11 protein-coding genes are annotated in these 16,597 nt (G+C 45.3%); all 11 read right to left on the minus strand.

All coding sequences use genetic code 11. The features are described from left to right. Positions 1–251 precede the first annotated feature (251 nt). Positions 252–1,664: an NUDIX domain-containing protein gene (locus tag AB6F11_RS05330; RefSeq protein ID WP_102393499.1), complete on the minus strand. Its 1,413-nt coding sequence runs from the start codon at positions 1,662–1,664 to the stop codon at positions 252–254. Between the two features lie 86 nt (positions 1,665–1,750). Further along, positions 1,751–2,230, minus strand: a complete 480-nt coding sequence (locus tag AB6F11_RS05335) for a GNAT family N-acetyltransferase (RefSeq protein WP_017062299.1) — start codon at positions 2,228–2,230, stop codon at positions 1,751–1,753. Between the two features lie 215 nt (positions 2,231–2,445). Further along, a complete protein-coding gene (locus tag AB6F11_RS05340) occupies positions 2,446–2,847 on the minus strand; it encodes a glycine zipper domain-containing protein (RefSeq protein ID WP_017062298.1) in 402 nt (133 codons plus the stop codon). Positions 2,848–3,083: 236 nt separating this feature from the next. Further along, on the minus strand, positions 3,084–3,530 hold the full coding sequence (locus AB6F11_RS05345) for a hypothetical protein (protein WP_050648228.1): 447 nt from the start codon (positions 3,528–3,530) through the stop codon (positions 3,084–3,086). Between the two features lie 147 nt (positions 3,531–3,677). Continuing rightward, on the minus strand, positions 3,678–5,582 hold the full coding sequence (locus AB6F11_RS05350) for a propionyl-CoA synthetase (protein WP_102393498.1): 1,905 nt from the start codon (positions 5,580–5,582) through the stop codon (positions 3,678–3,680). 118 nt (positions 5,583–5,700) lie between these two features. Beyond that, on the minus strand, positions 5,701–6,873 hold the full coding sequence (prpF, locus tag AB6F11_RS05355; protein WP_102393497.1) for a 2-methylaconitate cis-trans isomerase PrpF: 1,173 nt from the start codon (positions 6,871–6,873) through the stop codon (positions 5,701–5,703). 9 nt (positions 6,874–6,882) lie between these two features. Then, positions 6,883–9,519: a Fe/S-dependent 2-methylisocitrate dehydratase AcnD gene (gene acnD, locus AB6F11_RS05360; protein ID WP_102393496.1), complete on the minus strand. Its 2,637-nt coding sequence runs from the start codon at positions 9,517–9,519 to the stop codon at positions 6,883–6,885. 101 nt (positions 9,520–9,620) lie between these two features. Further along, positions 9,621–10,835 carry a 2-methylcitrate synthase gene (gene prpC, locus AB6F11_RS05365; protein WP_102393495.1) on the minus strand — a complete coding sequence of 405 codons (1,215 nt, stop codon included), beginning with the start codon at positions 10,833–10,835 and terminating at the stop codon, positions 9,621–9,623. A gap of 146 nt (positions 10,836–10,981) precedes the next feature. Further along, positions 10,982–11,878: a methylisocitrate lyase gene (prpB, locus tag AB6F11_RS05370; RefSeq protein ID WP_065204711.1), complete on the minus strand. Its 897-nt coding sequence runs from the start codon at positions 11,876–11,878 to the stop codon at positions 10,982–10,984. A 96-nt stretch (positions 11,879–11,974) separates the two neighbouring features. Then, complete coding sequence (locus AB6F11_RS05375; protein ID WP_102393494.1) at positions 11,975–12,694, minus strand: GntR family transcriptional regulator; 720 nt, start codon at positions 12,692–12,694, stop codon at positions 11,975–11,977. 392 nt (positions 12,695–13,086) lie between these two features. Next, positions 13,087–16,260 (minus strand): HD domain-containing phosphohydrolase, encoded by a 3,174-nt coding sequence (locus tag AB6F11_RS05380; protein WP_102393493.1) that lies wholly within the window; start codon positions 16,258–16,260, stop codon positions 13,087–13,089. Positions 16,261–16,597: the final 337 nt, after the last annotated feature.

Consider the following 16,597-nt stretch of genomic DNA (forward strand, 5'->3'; position numbering starts at 1 on the left):
GCTATTCTATCTATTGCTAGGTTGCCCAAGTTGTAATGACCTACTATCAGATTTCTGTTCGTCACAACCAAGTTTTGCCATTTGCTTCCTTCAGATTTCACCTCACGGTGAACACCCTTGCATAGGCTAACGGTTCTCGCTCGACTGAGCCCGTAGAGGACTTTCACCTCCTAGATCAACGCCATGCTCGGCGCACAATGACAAAGGCTGTGCACTGCACAGCCTTTTTGATTTTGTGTTAGTCGAGTCGCTTACTCTCTTTTCCATGGCAGACGAAATGCCACCACACCAAACAGAATCAAGATTGGGAAACGTAACGTTTCAACAATAAATGAAGCAATACCGCTGAAAGAGACAAAGCTTCCAGCCCAGCTAATCAGCAGATTTCCCGCTAACAACATCGCCATCACTCCAAGAACGATCTTGAATGAGAACTGACCAACCAAAGGTTTCGAGTCTGTTAACGTCACTAGGCATGCAATCGTCATCAAAATCGCCACCCAGAATGAGAATGTTGGCAGTGGCCATATCACCGTCAGAACAATCGACAGTAAGCACAATGCCCACCAAACACCTTTAGAACTCAATAAGGCGCTAATATCAACATCCGGTTTCGCGTCTAATCTCACGATATGCCACGTCGTTAAAGCGCCTAATACACCACCCATTAATACATCACTAAAAAACGCACTGCCTGAATAAGACTTAAATAGCATGATCCACAGCAGGCCAGCGAGCACTATCAGAATCGATTTTTGCTCCAAGAGGCGCTTTAGTTTCCAAAAGACTAACAAGGTTAAACTGACCCACAAGGCAGCCAACAGACTTGGAAAACTATACCCACTGCTCATCACCAGTTTCAATGTTGGCATGTAAGCGTGTGGACGTGGAAAACCAAAACCTTGGTGCGCGATTAAAGTAAGTAGTGTCACCGAGATCAAAGTGAAGCCAAACTTCAACGCGAAGTTACGGCCAAAGTACCAAGCAATTAACGGCAATAGCACAATGAAGACCCATGGCTTGGCCAACAAGTCAGTCAAAAGCACAGTATTCGCAAATACGCTTGGCATCTTATCGAACGTGTTTTGAAGTGACACAATCCAATTTAATTCAACTTGATGGACTTTGGGTGCCGCGCCCACCAGCTCAGTCACATACGTCACCGGTTGATCTGTCGCAGATAAAAACAGCTCGTTAATCTCAGACCACTGTTCTGGGTAGCGGTATTGGTGATCTTGCAATTCAGTAGGAGGAAGTAACATCGCTCGGCTGACTTCCACGCCATAATGAGGAGCAAACCAAATCGGCAGCTCAAAGCCACCTAACTCATTTCGAGCCTTGTAACTGATCACTTCAGAGTCAGAAATACAATCAAACACGACGGCACTGTCGGTATAACCTAGCACATCACCGACCGTTACCGACAAACCAGCCTCTTCCCACGTTTCACGTTGCGCCGCGACGGCTGGCGGCTCACCTGAAACAACAGTGCCTCCCGGTAGAGACAATTGACCGGTGATCAACTCATCAACCAACACGATTTGGTTATCAGCACGTACTACACACAAGGCGCCCGCGATATGATCGGGCAAAGTGTCGTTTGCCCAAGCGGAAGTAGTACTCAAAAGAGACAGTATGAAAACTAATAAATATCGAATAACCAACGAGTTTACCTAAAAAATAATAGAAGAATATTGAAGACTGCTGTTGCAGTTGAACTATTGTAATCAAAGCCACACAAAATCGCTGTCTACGTTTTGTGCAAAGCCTTCCTCATCCATTGAATGTGAGGTGTGAACCCCATTTTTTGATAGAAGTCCTTGGCAGGCGAGTTAAAGTCCCAAACTTCTACAAAGACTTGTTCAACCCCATAATCATCAAAAGTACTTTCAACTTTGTTAAACAACTTTTCAGCAATCGATTCTTTTCGATAATCAGGCAAGACAAACAGTTCATCGACACTTCCCATCGGCACTGGTTTGCTGACCGTTGAGATAAGCTCACAAAAATGCCCAGAGATAAAGCCAACAATGAGCTCACCTTTTAATGCCACATAAACCAAACATTCAGGGTCATCCAAGTATCGTGCAATGCTTTTTTCCTGCTCAATCTCTTCTGCCGTTTTAAAGTGCTCTGGGCTAGCAAGGTGGTGATAATGGTGGAGATCGAACATTAACTCGTTAAGTTGTTCCAAATCCGCGTGCTTTGCGGCCCTTAAGGTGACATTCATGACTATTGCGCTTCTCAAACCAAATTAATATCTAAACTGAGTCTAGTTTACTTGCCGTGAGTATCTATACAAGTTATTGAATTAATTCATTGTTTGAAGTGTGTATTTTAGATACAAAAACGGCCACATTACGTGGCCATTCTGTTTGAATGATTTTGAATTAAACGAATATCGAAGCTATGGTTTTTGCTGTGGCTTTTGCTGTAGCTTCAGCTTTATGCACCGTTATCTTCTTTCTCTTCTTTGAGATCAGCAAGCTGTTGTTCCAGTTCAATAAGCTTAATTTCCGCCTCTACTTCCGCAACTCGCTTTTCTGCATCAGTGCGATTGTCTTGCGCTAGACCATCAGCAGTAACTTGGGTTCGTTGTGCGTTTCTTGCATCGTCCGTATCTTTCATTGAACCCGCAACACCACCGGTCACACCACCTAATGCAGCGCCCTTAACGGCTAAACTCGCATCTCCAGTTAGAGCGCCGGCTGTTGCTCCTAATAAAGCACCACCTACCGCACCACGATTACGTGCGGCATTCTCATTTTCGTTATCCATTGCTGGTGATGCGCAACCAGAAAGAGTCACAATCAGTGTCGCTAAAAGAAAAGGTTTAGTGAATTTCATAGGAGTCTCGCTTAGTTCTTCGTTTTGAGTAGAACCATCTTAAGCAGAGCCGTTAATGAGATAAATAAAGCCACGTTTAGACGATACATCATGTTCAGCTATGTATTATTCAGCCATCGCATAACTGATTAATGATATATAGCTTTGAGCTCGCTTTATCCTCACCAACAAAAAAGGCGACCAATAAGGTCGCCTCAATCGCGCTTTCTCTATAATTCTTGCCTTTCACATATCTCTTAGCCTTTAGACCAAAAGTTTTGCATGTTTGCTACGCTAGGTGGTGGCCTAACACCACAATCTCGATAATGATTTTTATCGCCGATCCCCAGTATCTTGCCATTTTCGTCATCAATCATAGCCGCAACTTTAACACCGTCTCCCACATGGCGAGTTAACACGACAATTTCACCAGCTCTTTCAGACCTTACTGCGCCTAAGATTTGATATTCGTAGCGGCCTTTCCTTGAATTAACGATCATCTTCGAGTTAATAGGGTCGGCTTCATATCCCACACCAATATCAAAAACCGCTTGATAGAGATCGACGCCAGTCTTTGATACACATTTAAATACCTTGGGATGACTCAAAGGTTCTAACAACGCTCTACTCGCTTCATCCTTTGAAATACTGGCACTAGCAGCACCACTGACCAATAAAGCAATCAACAAAAAGTAAGCTCGCATAAAAAGACCTCAATATGTGGGATTCATAATAAGGTCATAGTAAACGCAATGGATAAGCGGATGAATAAAGTAGAGTTTAGGTAAACCATCACGCCGGATTATGTATAAATCAACAAGCCGAAGGTGAGATTACCTAAACTGCGACGTCTATTTGCCGAGCTTTTCAGCAATTTCAGTTAAGCTGGTAGGGTCGTCAATAGTTGAAGGCACCACATATTGTTCACCTTCTGCGATCTGCCGGATCGTTCTACGTAAGATCTTACCTGAGCGCGTCTTAGGTAATCTCTCAACAACCAAGGCTTGCTTAAAACAGGCGACCGCGCCAATCTCATTGCGAACCTTGCCAACCAACTCCGCTTGTAACTCAATACCATCGACTTTTACGCCATCTTTCAGCACAACTAAACCAAGAGGTAGCTGCCCTTTTAAGTCATCATGAATCCCGACTACCGCACATTCTGCAATGGCTGGGTGACCACCCACAATCTCTTCCATTTCTCCCGTCGACAGACGGTGTCCCGCTACGTTTATCACATCGTCGATACGGCCCATAATAAATAGATACCCATCTTCATCGAGATAGCCACCGTCCCCAGAAACATAATAGCCTGGGAACTGACTCAAATAGCCCGATTCAAACCGATCATGATTGCGCCATACCGTGGGTAAGCAACCAGGCGGCAATGGTCGTTTAAGTGCCACAAACCCTTGTTGATTCGTTTGTGCGATTTCACCCAACTCATTGAGGATCTCCACTTGGTAACCGGGTATTGGCTTGGTTGAAGAACCCGCTTTTACAGGCAAAGATTCAAGCCCTGTCGGATTGGCAGAAATAGCCCAACCCGTTTCGGTTTGCCACCAGTGGTCGATAACCGGTTTATTGGTATGAGACTCGACCCAATCCAATGTTGGCGGGTCTAAGCGCTCGCCAGCCATGAAAATCGACTTGAGCGATGATAAGTCATACTTGGTGAGCAACTCGCCTTCAGGATCTTCTTTCTTAATGGCCCTAAACGCTGTTGGCGCAGAAAACAATACATCGACGTTGTACTCTTCACACACTCGCCAGAATGCGCCGGGATCTGGCGTTCTGACTGGCTTACCTTCAAACAGAATCGTAGTACAACCATGAATCAATGGTGCATAAACAATATAAGAATGCCCCACTACCCAGCCGACATCAGAAGCCGCCCAAAATACGCCATCTTGCGGCATATCGTAGATAGTGCTCATCGAGTATTTCATCGCGACCGCGTGACCACCATTATCGCGCACCACGCCTTTTGGCTTACCCGTCGTCCCTGATGTATACAAGATATATAGTGGGTCAGTCGCTAGAACAGGCACACATACGTGAGGCAAAGCATCCTCAACAGCTTGCTGCCAAAGTACATCACGTTCGTTGTTCAATTCGGCTAGAGACTGCTCTCTTTGGAATACCACCACTTTCTCAGGCTTCCATCGGCTGTCCATGATCGCGCGATCGACCATCGGCTTATATGGCAGGACTTTATTTATCTCGACACCGCAGGATGCAGTAATCAACACCTTGGGCTCGGCATCTTCAATTCGAACGGCAAGCTCATGAGGGGCAAAACCACCAAACACCACCGAATGCACCGCACCTAGTCGTGCACAGGCCAACATTGCCATCGCCGCTTCAGGAATCATTGGCATGTAGATCACCACACGATCACCTTTGGTAACGCCTTGCGTGGCTAACATACCAGCGACTTTAGCCACTTGGTTACGCAATTGATTGTAAGTGTACGAGGATTGAGTTCCTGTAACTGGAGAGTCGTAAATCAGTGCGGTATTGTCACCTCGCCCATTTTCACAATGATAATCCAGCGCGAGCCAGCAGGTGTTCATCACCCCATCAGGAAACCAACGCTCAATTCCGTTATCGTCAGTTTGTAATATCGTTTTTGGTGGTTCAAACCAATCTATCGCTTGTGATTGTGTTTCCCAAAACGAATTTGGGTCTTCCCTCGCCCATTGATACTCGGTGATGTAATCTGTTTTTCTAGTCATTCGATTCGTAGCAGACATAGTGCCTCCTCCATGATTTATCCATTAGTCCAAGCGACTAGCTTTTAACAGTTTCACTTGGGTGCACTCTTTTCTCAGCGTTGTATTCGTGAACATTTAACCGTTCACGACAATCGCTTTACTTGGGAAAAGGCACACGAATGGCACCTTCCATGATCACTCGGGCACTACGACTCATAATCGCCCTCTCTATTTTCCACCCACTTTCGGCCTGCAGCGCTTTCGCACCTACCTTTAAGGTTCCTGACGGGTGTCCAAAGGTCACGAAATCACGACTTCCCTCACCGGCTGCCAAGTTCACTAAGGTGCCAGGAACACTTGCCGCTGAAGCAATAGCAACCGCAGCCGTACCCATCATGGCATGGTGCAGTTGCCCCATAGACAAAGCACGCACCAGAAGGTCAGTATCTTCGACAGCAACCGATTTACCACTGGAAGCTTGGTACGCTTGAGGCTTAGCAACAAACGCGACTTTAGGTGTATGTTGACATGATTCAGCTTGTTCTAAAGAATCAATAAGACCCATTGCTACTGCACCATGTGCTCGTATGGATTCAAACAGAGCCAAGGCTTTGGTATCACTATTGATATCTGATTGAAGTTCAGTGCCTTGGTAGCCAACCGATTCAGCATCAACAAAAATGGTGGGTATCCCAGCATTAATGTATGTCGCTTTGATGCAACCCAGATCGGGAACATCTAAAAAATCGACAACATTCCCTGTTGGGAACATAGAGCCACTCGCATCGGCGGGGTCTAGGAAATCAACTTGGATCTCAGCGGCGGGGAAAGTCACACCGTCGAGTTCAAAATCACCCAACTCTTGAACTTCGCCACCAGCGATAGGTACATGAACAATAATGGTTTTCTCTATGTTCACTTGCCATACTCGCACCTCGACCACACCGTTTTCTGGAATACGATTCGAGTCGACTAGACCACTATGAATAGCAAATGGGCCCACTGCAGCAGACAGATTGCCGCAGTTACCGCTCCAATCAACGAACGGCTTGTCTATTGCTACTTGGCCGAATAGGTAATCAACATCGTGATCGGCTTTACTACTTTTCGAAACAATAACGGTTTTACTGGTACTGGATGTTGCACCACCCATGCCATCGGTTTGTTTGCCATAAGGATCTGGACTACCAATCACGCGCAGAAGTAATGCGTCTCGAGCTTCTCCGGTAACTTGCGCAGCCTCAGGTAAATCACTTAAGTTGAAGAAAACGCCTTTGCTTGTTCCGCCCCGCATGTAGGTAGCAGGTACTTTTATCTGTTTGATGTTCATAACTAGCTCCTAATTTGCAAGAAAGTCTTTGGCGAAACGTTGCAACACGCCACCAGCGCTATAAACATTCACTTCGTCTGCCGTGTCTAGTCGGCAGGTCACAGGAACATCAAGCTTTTCACCGTTTTTACGAGTGATGACTAGAGCCAAATCAGAACCCGCTTCAATGTCGCCGTACACGTCGTAAAGCTCAGTGCCATCCAACTCTAAGGTGTTGCGATTGGTTCCCGCTTTGAATTGCAGAGGCAGCACGCCCATGCCAACTAAGTTGGTTCTGTGAATTCGTTCAAACCCTTCAGCAACAATCACTTCAACACCCGCTAAACGCACACCTTTGGCTGCCCAATCACGTGATGAACCTTGTCCATAATCGGCACCAGCAACGACAATCAAGGGTTGTTTACGATTCATGTAAGTTTCTATCGCTTCCCACATTCGCGTAACTTGACCTTCAGGTTCAACTCTTGCTAATGAACCTTGCACGACTTCTCCAGCGTCCTTCACCATTTCGTTAAACAGCTTAGGGTTGGCGAATGTTGCTCGTTGCGCGGTTAAGTGATCGCCTCGATGGGTCGCGTAAGAGTTAAAGTCCTCTTCCGGCACTTCCATTTTGGTGAGGTATTCCCCCGCAGCGCTCGAAGCGAGAATCGCATTTGAAGGGGATAAGTGATCTGTGGTGATGTTGTCACCCAGAATCGCTAAAGGTCTCATACCAGATAGGCTTCGCTCTCCCGCCAGAGCTCCTTCCCAATAAGGTGGTCTGCGAATATAGGTACTTTGAGGTCGCCAGTCATAAAGCGGTTCAGTAGTCACCTGTTCCTCGTCTGGCTGGAACATTTTCACGTAGATCTGTTGGAATTGCTGAGGCTTAACGTGCTCACCGACAACAGCATCGATCTCGGCATCACTCGGCCATAAATCACTTAAGTAGATTGGCTTACCATTGTTGTCGGTGCCTAAGCTGTCTTTCTCGATATCAAAGCGAATCGTGCCAGCCAACGCGTAAGCAACCACCAATGGCGGTGAGGCTAAATACGCTTGTTTGGCATAGGGATGGATTCGACCATCAAAGTTTCGATTCCCTGACAACACAGCGGTTGAATACAGGTCGCGGTCGATGATCTCTTGTTGGATAGCAGGATCTAGGGCTCCGCTCATACCATTACAGGTAGTACACGCATAGCCGACGATACCGAAGCCTAGCTTTTCCAGCTCAGGTAGCAAACCTGCCGACTCAAGATAGAGCTTGGCAACTTTAGAGCCCGGCGCAAATGATGTTTTCACCCACGGCTTACGAACTAATCCAAGTTGATTGGCTTTCTTAGCCACCAATGCCGCGGCGACCACGTTTCTTGGATTACTGGTATTGGTACAAGAGGTAATTGCTGCGATGATTACGGCACCATCGGGCATCTGCTCGTCGCTGTACTGCTTAGCATGCTGCTCTTTCCAAGATGCTTGACTGATGCCTTGCTGAGCCAGCTCTCTAGTTGGCAAACGACGATGTGGGTTAGACGGCCCTGCAAGATTGCGTTCAACCTTAGACAGATCAAACTCTAATACCCGTTCGTATTGAGCAGAATCTAAATCATCGGCCCATAAGCCAGTTTGCTTAGCGTATAGCTCAACTAACTCAACCTGTTCAGGCTCGCGTCCTGTCAGCTTTAGGTATTGTATGGTCTGCTCATCGATGTAAAACATACCGGCTGTTGCACCATACTCTGGCGTCATGTTGGAGATGGTTGCGCGGTCACCAATGGTCAGTGCACGAGCCCCTTCACCGAAGAATTCCAAATAGCTTGAGACCACTCTCTCATTGCGAAGGAACTCAGTAATCGCAAGCACAATATCCGTTGCAGTTATCCCTTCTTGTCGTTGACCCGTCAGTTTAACGCCTACAATATCAGGCAATCGCATCATCGACGGACGACCGAGCATCACTGTCTCAGCTTCCAAGCCGCCCACACCAATCGCAATAACGCCCAGAGCATCAACGTGCGGTGTATGGCTATCGGTACCAACACAAGTATCAGGAAACGTGATGCCTTCTTTAGATTGAATAACTGGAGACATTTTCTCCAAGTTAATCTGGTGCATGATCCCGTTACCCGCTGGGATCACACTCACGTTTTTAAACGCGGTTTTACACCATTCAATAAAATGAAAACGGTCTTCGTTTCTGCGCTCTTCAATCGCGCGGTTTTTATCAAATGCTTCGTTATCAAACCCGGCATGTTCCACTGCCAAAGAGTGATCAACAATCAGTTGAGTTTCGACAACGGGGTTCACCTTGGCAGGGTCTCCGCCTTGGTCGGCAATCGCATCGCGTAAGCCAGCTAAATCAACTAAAGCGGTCTGACCTAGAATGTCATGACACACCACTCGCGCAGGATACCAAGGAAAATCTAAGTCGCTCTTGCGTTCAATGATCTGTTTTAAGCTGTCTTCAAGGGTTTCAGGATCACAGCGTCTTACTAATTGCTCTGCCAACACTCGCGACGTATAAGGCAAGGTTTTATAAGCGCCCGGGGATATTGCTTCTACCGCTTCGCAAGCGTCGAAATATTCTAAACCCGTTCCCGGTAAAACCTTTCGATACTTGTTTTCATCAAGCTCTTGGTTTCTTTCAAGTTTTACATCAGACATACATCCACCATTATCTGTTAAATTCTATTCGTTGGTTCTCGAGGCCTTATCACATGAAGAGAAAAGTCACCTCGAGATATAAGTCGGCTCGATATAGAGGACTAACGTAAATGGATTGGTAGCCAGTCTTGATGCTCTGGCCCGGTGTAGTCTGCACTTGGACGAATAATTCGATTGTTTTCTCTTTGCTCGAATACGTGTGCCGTCCAACCAGTAAGGCGGCTCATCACGAAGATAGGAGTAAACAATTTGGTTGGGATGTCCATGAAGTGGTAAGCCGATGCATGGAAGAAGTCCGCATTACAGAACAGCCCTTTCTCGCGCTTCATTACCGCTTCAACACGCTCTGAAACGGCGTAAAGCTGTTCATCTCCCACCTCTTGAGCAAGCTCTTTTGACCAACGCTTGATTAGAGCATTTCGTGGGTCGCTCTCACGATAAATGGCATGACCGAAGCCCATGATTTTGTCTTTGTTGACGAGCATATTCATGATGTTCGCTTCCGCTTCATCGGCGGTTTGCCAATCTTGGATCATTTCCATCGCGGCTTCATTCGCACCGCCATGTAAAGGGCCCCTCAACGTACCAATCGCTGCGGTGACACACGAATGGATATCAGACAGGGTTGATGCACACACACGAGCGGCAAAAGTCGAAGCATTAAACTCATGTTCCGCATACAGGGTGAGCGAGCAGTGCATTACCTTCTTGTGAAGTTCACTCGGCGCTTTATCCGTTAACATCTTCAAGAAGTAGCCACCCAGACACGCTTCGCTTTGATCTTCAGTGTCAATGCGCACGCCATCATGGCTAAAGCGATACCAGTAACAAATAATCGCAGGGAAAAGTGCGAGCATTCGTTCGGTCGCGGGGAGTTGCTCAGAAAAATCAGACTCTTGCTCTAGATTACCTAGCATTGAACAACCCGTTCTCATCACATCCATTGGATGAGCGTCTGCAGGGATAAGCTCTAGTGCTGCTTTCAAAGGTTGAGGCAAGCCACGTAAACCAATCAACAACGTTTTGTAATTGTCTAACTCTTTTTCACTGGGTAAGTGACCCCTTAGTAGCAGATGCGCCACTTCTTCGAACTGAGCATGATTAGCAAGGTCGGTAATATCGTAACCACGATAAGTTAAACCCGTTCCTGACTGGCCTACGGTACATAGCGCGGTGGTTCCCGCACTTTGGCCACGTAGACCAGCACCACCGATTGCAGGTGCGCTGGCTGGTTTGATTTCGGGTTTTTCGCTTTGTTGTTGGTTTTCTGTTGAAGCCTTTTCGACAGCTGCTTTATCACTCAAAGATACAGACATGGTGAACTCCTTTTCTGTGTTAGCCGCCTGCACTCTTTGGTGCTGCCTGTTTATATGTCCGATGATCTTTATGATCGGTACTGGATATGGCGACTAACCATTTCACGTTATTGGATTAAGTTGATTTTTGATTAATTGAAACTGGTTTACCCTTCACTTGAAAACAACTGATCAAGCTTGTTTTCGTAGTCGTGGTAATTCAGGTGTTCGTAAAGCTCTTTACGGGTTTGCATTGAATCCAACAGAGCTTCTTGATTGCCTTCAACTAACAAGTGCTTGTAAACATTCTCCGCCGCTTTGTTCATCGCACGGAACGCACTCAATGGATAAAGCACCATGTCGACACTTGATTGGGCCAACTCATTACAGTTGTAGAGTGGCGTTTGGCCAAACTCAGTGATGTTCGCAAGAATAGGCACGTGCTTACCCGTTGCTAATTTCAACGCCGCCGAGAACTTCACGTATTGGTCTAGCTGATTCATCGCCTCAGGGAAAATCATGTCAGCGCCCGCTTCAACACACGCAATCGCTCGTTCAATCGCACTATCAATACCTTCAACCGCCAATGCATCCGTACGCGCCATAATCACAAAGCTCTCATCGGTTCTAGCATCTGTTGCCGCTTTGACTCTATCGACCATCTCTTGCTGGCTCACAATCGCTTTATTTGGTCGATGACCACAGCGTTTCTGGGCCACTTGATCTTCCATATGAATTGCAGCTGCGCCTGCCTTCTCCATAGCGCGAATGGTACGTGCAATATTGAATGCGCCACCAAATCCCGTATCGATATCCACCAGCAATGGCAGATCACACGCGTTGGTAATACGTTCAACATCCACCAACACATCGTTCAATGTCGTAATACCTAAATCAGGCAAACCATAAGACGCATTGGCGATACCTCCACCCGACAAATAGATCGCCTGATGCCCTAAGTTCTTTGCCATCATCGCGCAATACGGATTCACCGTACCGACGATCTGCAATGGGTCGTTGTCTTGCACAGCTTGTCGGAACTTAGCTCCTGCTGATAACTTCATAATGACGCTCCCTGTTAATTGTTAATTTCTAATCTTTATGACTACTGATGTTTAGCTCTCGCCAGCGAAGAACCGCTAGCAAATACCAGTCGCCAATTAATCAAGATCTTTGGATTGAATTTGTTGCTCTATAAGTAATCGGCTTCCCGAGATGTGTCTTCGCATTAGCATTTCTGCTAGCTCTTCATCACGGTTGCGAATCGCTTGTAGGATGTATTTGTGTTCATCGAGCGCCTCTTTGGGCCGAGACTGAGCCCTAGGCGATTGATAGCGGTACATGCGTAATAGGTGATAAAGCTCATCACACAGCAGCGAAATGAGTTTGCTGTTACGACTCGCTTTAATAATGCGGTAATGGAAATCGAAATCCCCATGTTGATGAAAGTAAGAAGAACCTTCGACTTCATCGATGTATTTTGAGTGTGTCGACAATAATCCTTCAAGCCCGACAAGCTCTTCTTGTGTGATATGTCTTGCTGCTAAGCGAGCCGCCATGCCTTCCAATGCCTCTCGTACCGCGTACAACTCGAGTAGTTTGTCTGCCGAAAAAGTAATAACTCGAGCCCCTACATGAGGAATGCGTTCAATCAAGCCAAGCCCTTCAACACGCATTATCGCTTCACGTAATGGGCCTCGGCTTACCTCAAAGCGTTTAGCCAGTTCAGGCTCCGAGATCTTACTGCCCGGTGCTAATTCACCGTTAACAATCGCCTCAACGAGATACTCTGTCAGATTTTCCGACTTGGTGTTTTCTTTGTTGCTCACACGTGTTTTCGTGTTTGCACTTAAGGTGAGATCTTTTATCGCAGTATTCATATTCACGCTGCTCACTTCTGATTGCCGACCCTAACTGTCAACAATTTCATAACATGAACATAAAATACACGATTGAATTGTCGACAATCAAGCCAATTGTCGACAATTTAGACTAAGGTAGTATTTTTCATAGACGATTAAAACTAATCCAAAAGGACACTACAAACAACTCAACCATCTGTTATTTATCGATTTAATCAGAGTAAGAGTCACTAACCCCCTATCTACCCTAAAATCATTTGAAATCGATATGTCGACAACTTATAGCCGAAACTTGTCAAAAGCAGCCCCCTTCGTATCTATCCACCAGCTCACCGATAAACAGATATAAAAAAGGCGCACTCATGTGCGCCTTTCATTCATCGAACCCGTTCTAACAAGCCAACCTTTAATCAAGCTATCTGACGAGTAACTTCTAGGTATTTGTTGATATCAACGAAATCAATTTGTTCCGGTTTGAGATACTCTTCTGCATAACGCAGGTGAGTACCGCTGGTTAAGAACAATCTAAACAGTTCGATATCGAGATGCTCGTCCAACGCCATTTTGTACATGATGTCGACAGCAACACTGATTGGCTTCGCTTTCTTATACGGCCTATCCGCAGCGGTTAATGCCTCAAAAATATCGGAGATCACCAGAATACGTTCTGGAATTGAAAGATCGTCGCCAGTCAACTTCCTTGGATATCCCGTGCCTTTGAGTGTTTCGTGGTGCGTCGAAGCATAGCGAGGAACACGGCTTAGCTCTTTCGGGAATGGCAGATTCTCAAGCATCTTAATCGTGCCAAGCATATGCTCATTTATCTTGAATCGGTCTTCAGCAGTTAACGTACCACGTGCAATGCTCAGATTGTAGACTTCGCCTAAGTTGTATAGATGCTCCGGCACATCCATTTTGATTTGATGTTTCGGGTCAAACTCTAACGGCCTATCTCTTTTCACTATATGTTCAGGCTTATCACTTAACAGCAGCTCTGTCGCTGGCAAACTTGAACTCGATTCTCGATTCAAGGCTTCTATCGGTGATAGACCAAGTTGATCATCAAAGTTACGCATCCAAGTCGTCTCAGCTATCGAACGAATGCGAGCAACTTTGTCGTCACTCATGAACTCACCACCAACGTTTGATATCGCGATAAAGGCAAAGTCATCTTGTAGCTGCTGTTTCGTTGCCGCAAGCTCATCGGCTATCAGTTGCGTTGATAGAGTACCTTCAAGTTGTTTTCTCAAAGCAGTGATTTCCGCATCACGCCAAAGTACTTCAAAACGAGTTCTCACCTCGTGGATTCGGTTGTAGTTCGCTTCTAGCTTCGTACCTTTATCGACGATGTGTTCCGGTGTCGTGATCTTGCCACAATCATGAAGCCAAGCCGCAATTCTAAACTCACGGCGTTCGTCATCATTTTTAAACTCAAAGTCTTTGAAGTGCTCAGATTGTGATTGTTCAGCCGCGTCAGCCAACATCAAGCCGAGTTCTGGTACACGATTACAATGCCCTGCCGTATAAGCGGACTTATCATCGATCGCTTGAGCGATGAGCTTGATAAACGACTCAACAAACGCCTCTTGCATCTGTTCATGTCGTTTAATCTCCATAGCCATATCTTTTACGGCAACAGATAATTCCCACACTTCTTTGATTCGAGTATCAAGAATTGTCACGTTGTCATAATCACGCAGCTTAACCTTATGAGTCTCTTCCTCTAATTGGCGAATTGGATGCACTATCGGCGCACCAAAAGTCCAAGCAATAGGCAACGTCAAACTCATCAGTAACACCGTTACACCAACAGAGGTTGCTAGACGTTTATTGACTGTACTGAAGACTTCAGATTCGGGAATCAATACCGCAAAATACTCAGAGTAGTGTTCGCCCGTGTCTATTTTCTTTAAATAGAGATGTTTGATCTCGCCATTCAACTCTACCCTTACCATACTGCCTTCAACCGTTGCTTCCTTAGTCAAATCATAAAGTTCAATATAAGGAACCGTCGTATTCGTATTAAAGCCGGTATCATGGAGCCACTTTTTCGCTAAGGTATCAAGTTGTTCATCACTTAACCTGCCGATAGCTTTGTCAATAATTGGAAGCAATTGCTTATGCTTGCTCTGCAACACCAAATGGAATTGATTTGAGTAGTTCTGTTTTAGATCTTCTAGAGCCCCATTTACAACAAGGCCTGGTTGGAAAAACCTATCTAATGCAAACGAGAGTACGGGTTCAGCGTCTAAGAATGCAAAGTTCTCTCCGCTTTCAATTGAATCAAATGCGGACTCTAGGTTTTCAAACTCAACTAAATCAATATTCGGAAAGTCTTCCCTTAGCTTAGGAATAATTGACCGCCCAGATAAAATGGCCACTTTTTTATCCTCAAGCTCGGCATAATTAGTAATAATCTTCGCGTCTTCTCTGGTCACGATAGCAAACGGTAAATCATAGATTGGAGTGGTGTAGAGGCCGCTTATGCCATTATTTTTATAATTTTGCACCGATTGCAGCCCATCTATAGTTCCTTCTTGAAACTTATTAACAAGCTCTCCCCAAGAAAAACCATTCACAAATTCAAACCTGATCCCAGTCATACCACCAATCATTTTGAGAAGGTCTATCGCATAGCCGTCTGGTCTTCCCGCCACTGAAAAGTCCATCGGCCCCCAATCATTTTGATTAGACACTAAAAGCGGAGGAGTATCATTAACCAAGGCTTTTTGCTCAGATGATAGCATCAGTTTTGATACATCAAACTCCGATTCCTGATTATTAACCTTGAGGTTAGACGCAATAATGTTACCCGATTTCGAATATAAGAAAGACTCAACCTTACTATCTTCTGCTAATCCAAGCGCCGTACCTGATAATTTGTTAGCCAAAGAAGACAGCACAATATCAATACCAATCACATGTTGAATTTCAGATTCGATTTTCGACTCAAACGCTAAAGAATAAGTTTGTCCGGTAATTTGTAAATGCTGAAAAAGATATGGCTGAGTTTTTTCGACCGACAGAACATTGGCAGCAACATACCAAGGCCTGGTCGTTGGAAAGTAGTTACTCTGCTCCGTAGTTGAGCTTCTGAGGGAAAACTCTTGGTCAAAATATTTCGTTGTCCGGACTCGCTCCTGCCCTATATTTTGAATCTCAACCACAACCCAACGATCCGTTTGTTGTGCTCCTATTTTTTCTCTAACGACAGGGGCAGATTCTAGGTTAATAATTTGGAAGAAATTTTCATCGGATGAGCCAATGTAAATACTATAAAAGAGAGGGTTATCTTTAATGGCTTCAGAAAGAATACTACGCGACTCTTCTTTCGATATTTTGTTACTGATAGATCGTTTCACTGTAGCAAGTAAACGCGCGGTGTTGGCTGCGTCAGAGTCAATCGCGCCGATATAATCACTCAGGTAATGAGATACCATCGTCAACTTTGACAGAGTATTCTCCGTCGCCATTTTTTTACTGAAGTAGTATTGAAGAGAGACCGCAACCACAGCCGTTAGCACAGTCGCGAGTATGAACATTGTTCCAACGGTAAAGCGTAACGAAATTTTTTTTAATGCCATTATTTCATCCTTGAATAATCGCCAACTCCAAAGTTAACAGCCTAGCGCAATCAATACCGCTTAAGTTGCATATCAACTATAGTAACTCATTATTCCACATCTAAAATCTAACACCTCTATACACCTGACTCTTTTGCAGAAATAGTTATCGTAGTCACATCTAACAATATAGACCAACAACCAATGCACTCGAGTAGAAAACGCTAGTTAAATCCAACCTTTGTCAATGAATTCAATCATTCTGAGACAATAACTACGATTTTAGAATCCAGATATCATTCAACAGTAAATGGACAAAAACACGTTACCGTGAACTTTATGAACAATATTAACCCAA

This window comes from Vibrio sp. 10N.247.311.14, from assembly GCF_041467715.1.
Classification (GTDB): domain Bacteria; phylum Pseudomonadota; class Gammaproteobacteria; order Enterobacterales; family Vibrionaceae; genus Vibrio; species Vibrio crassostreae_C.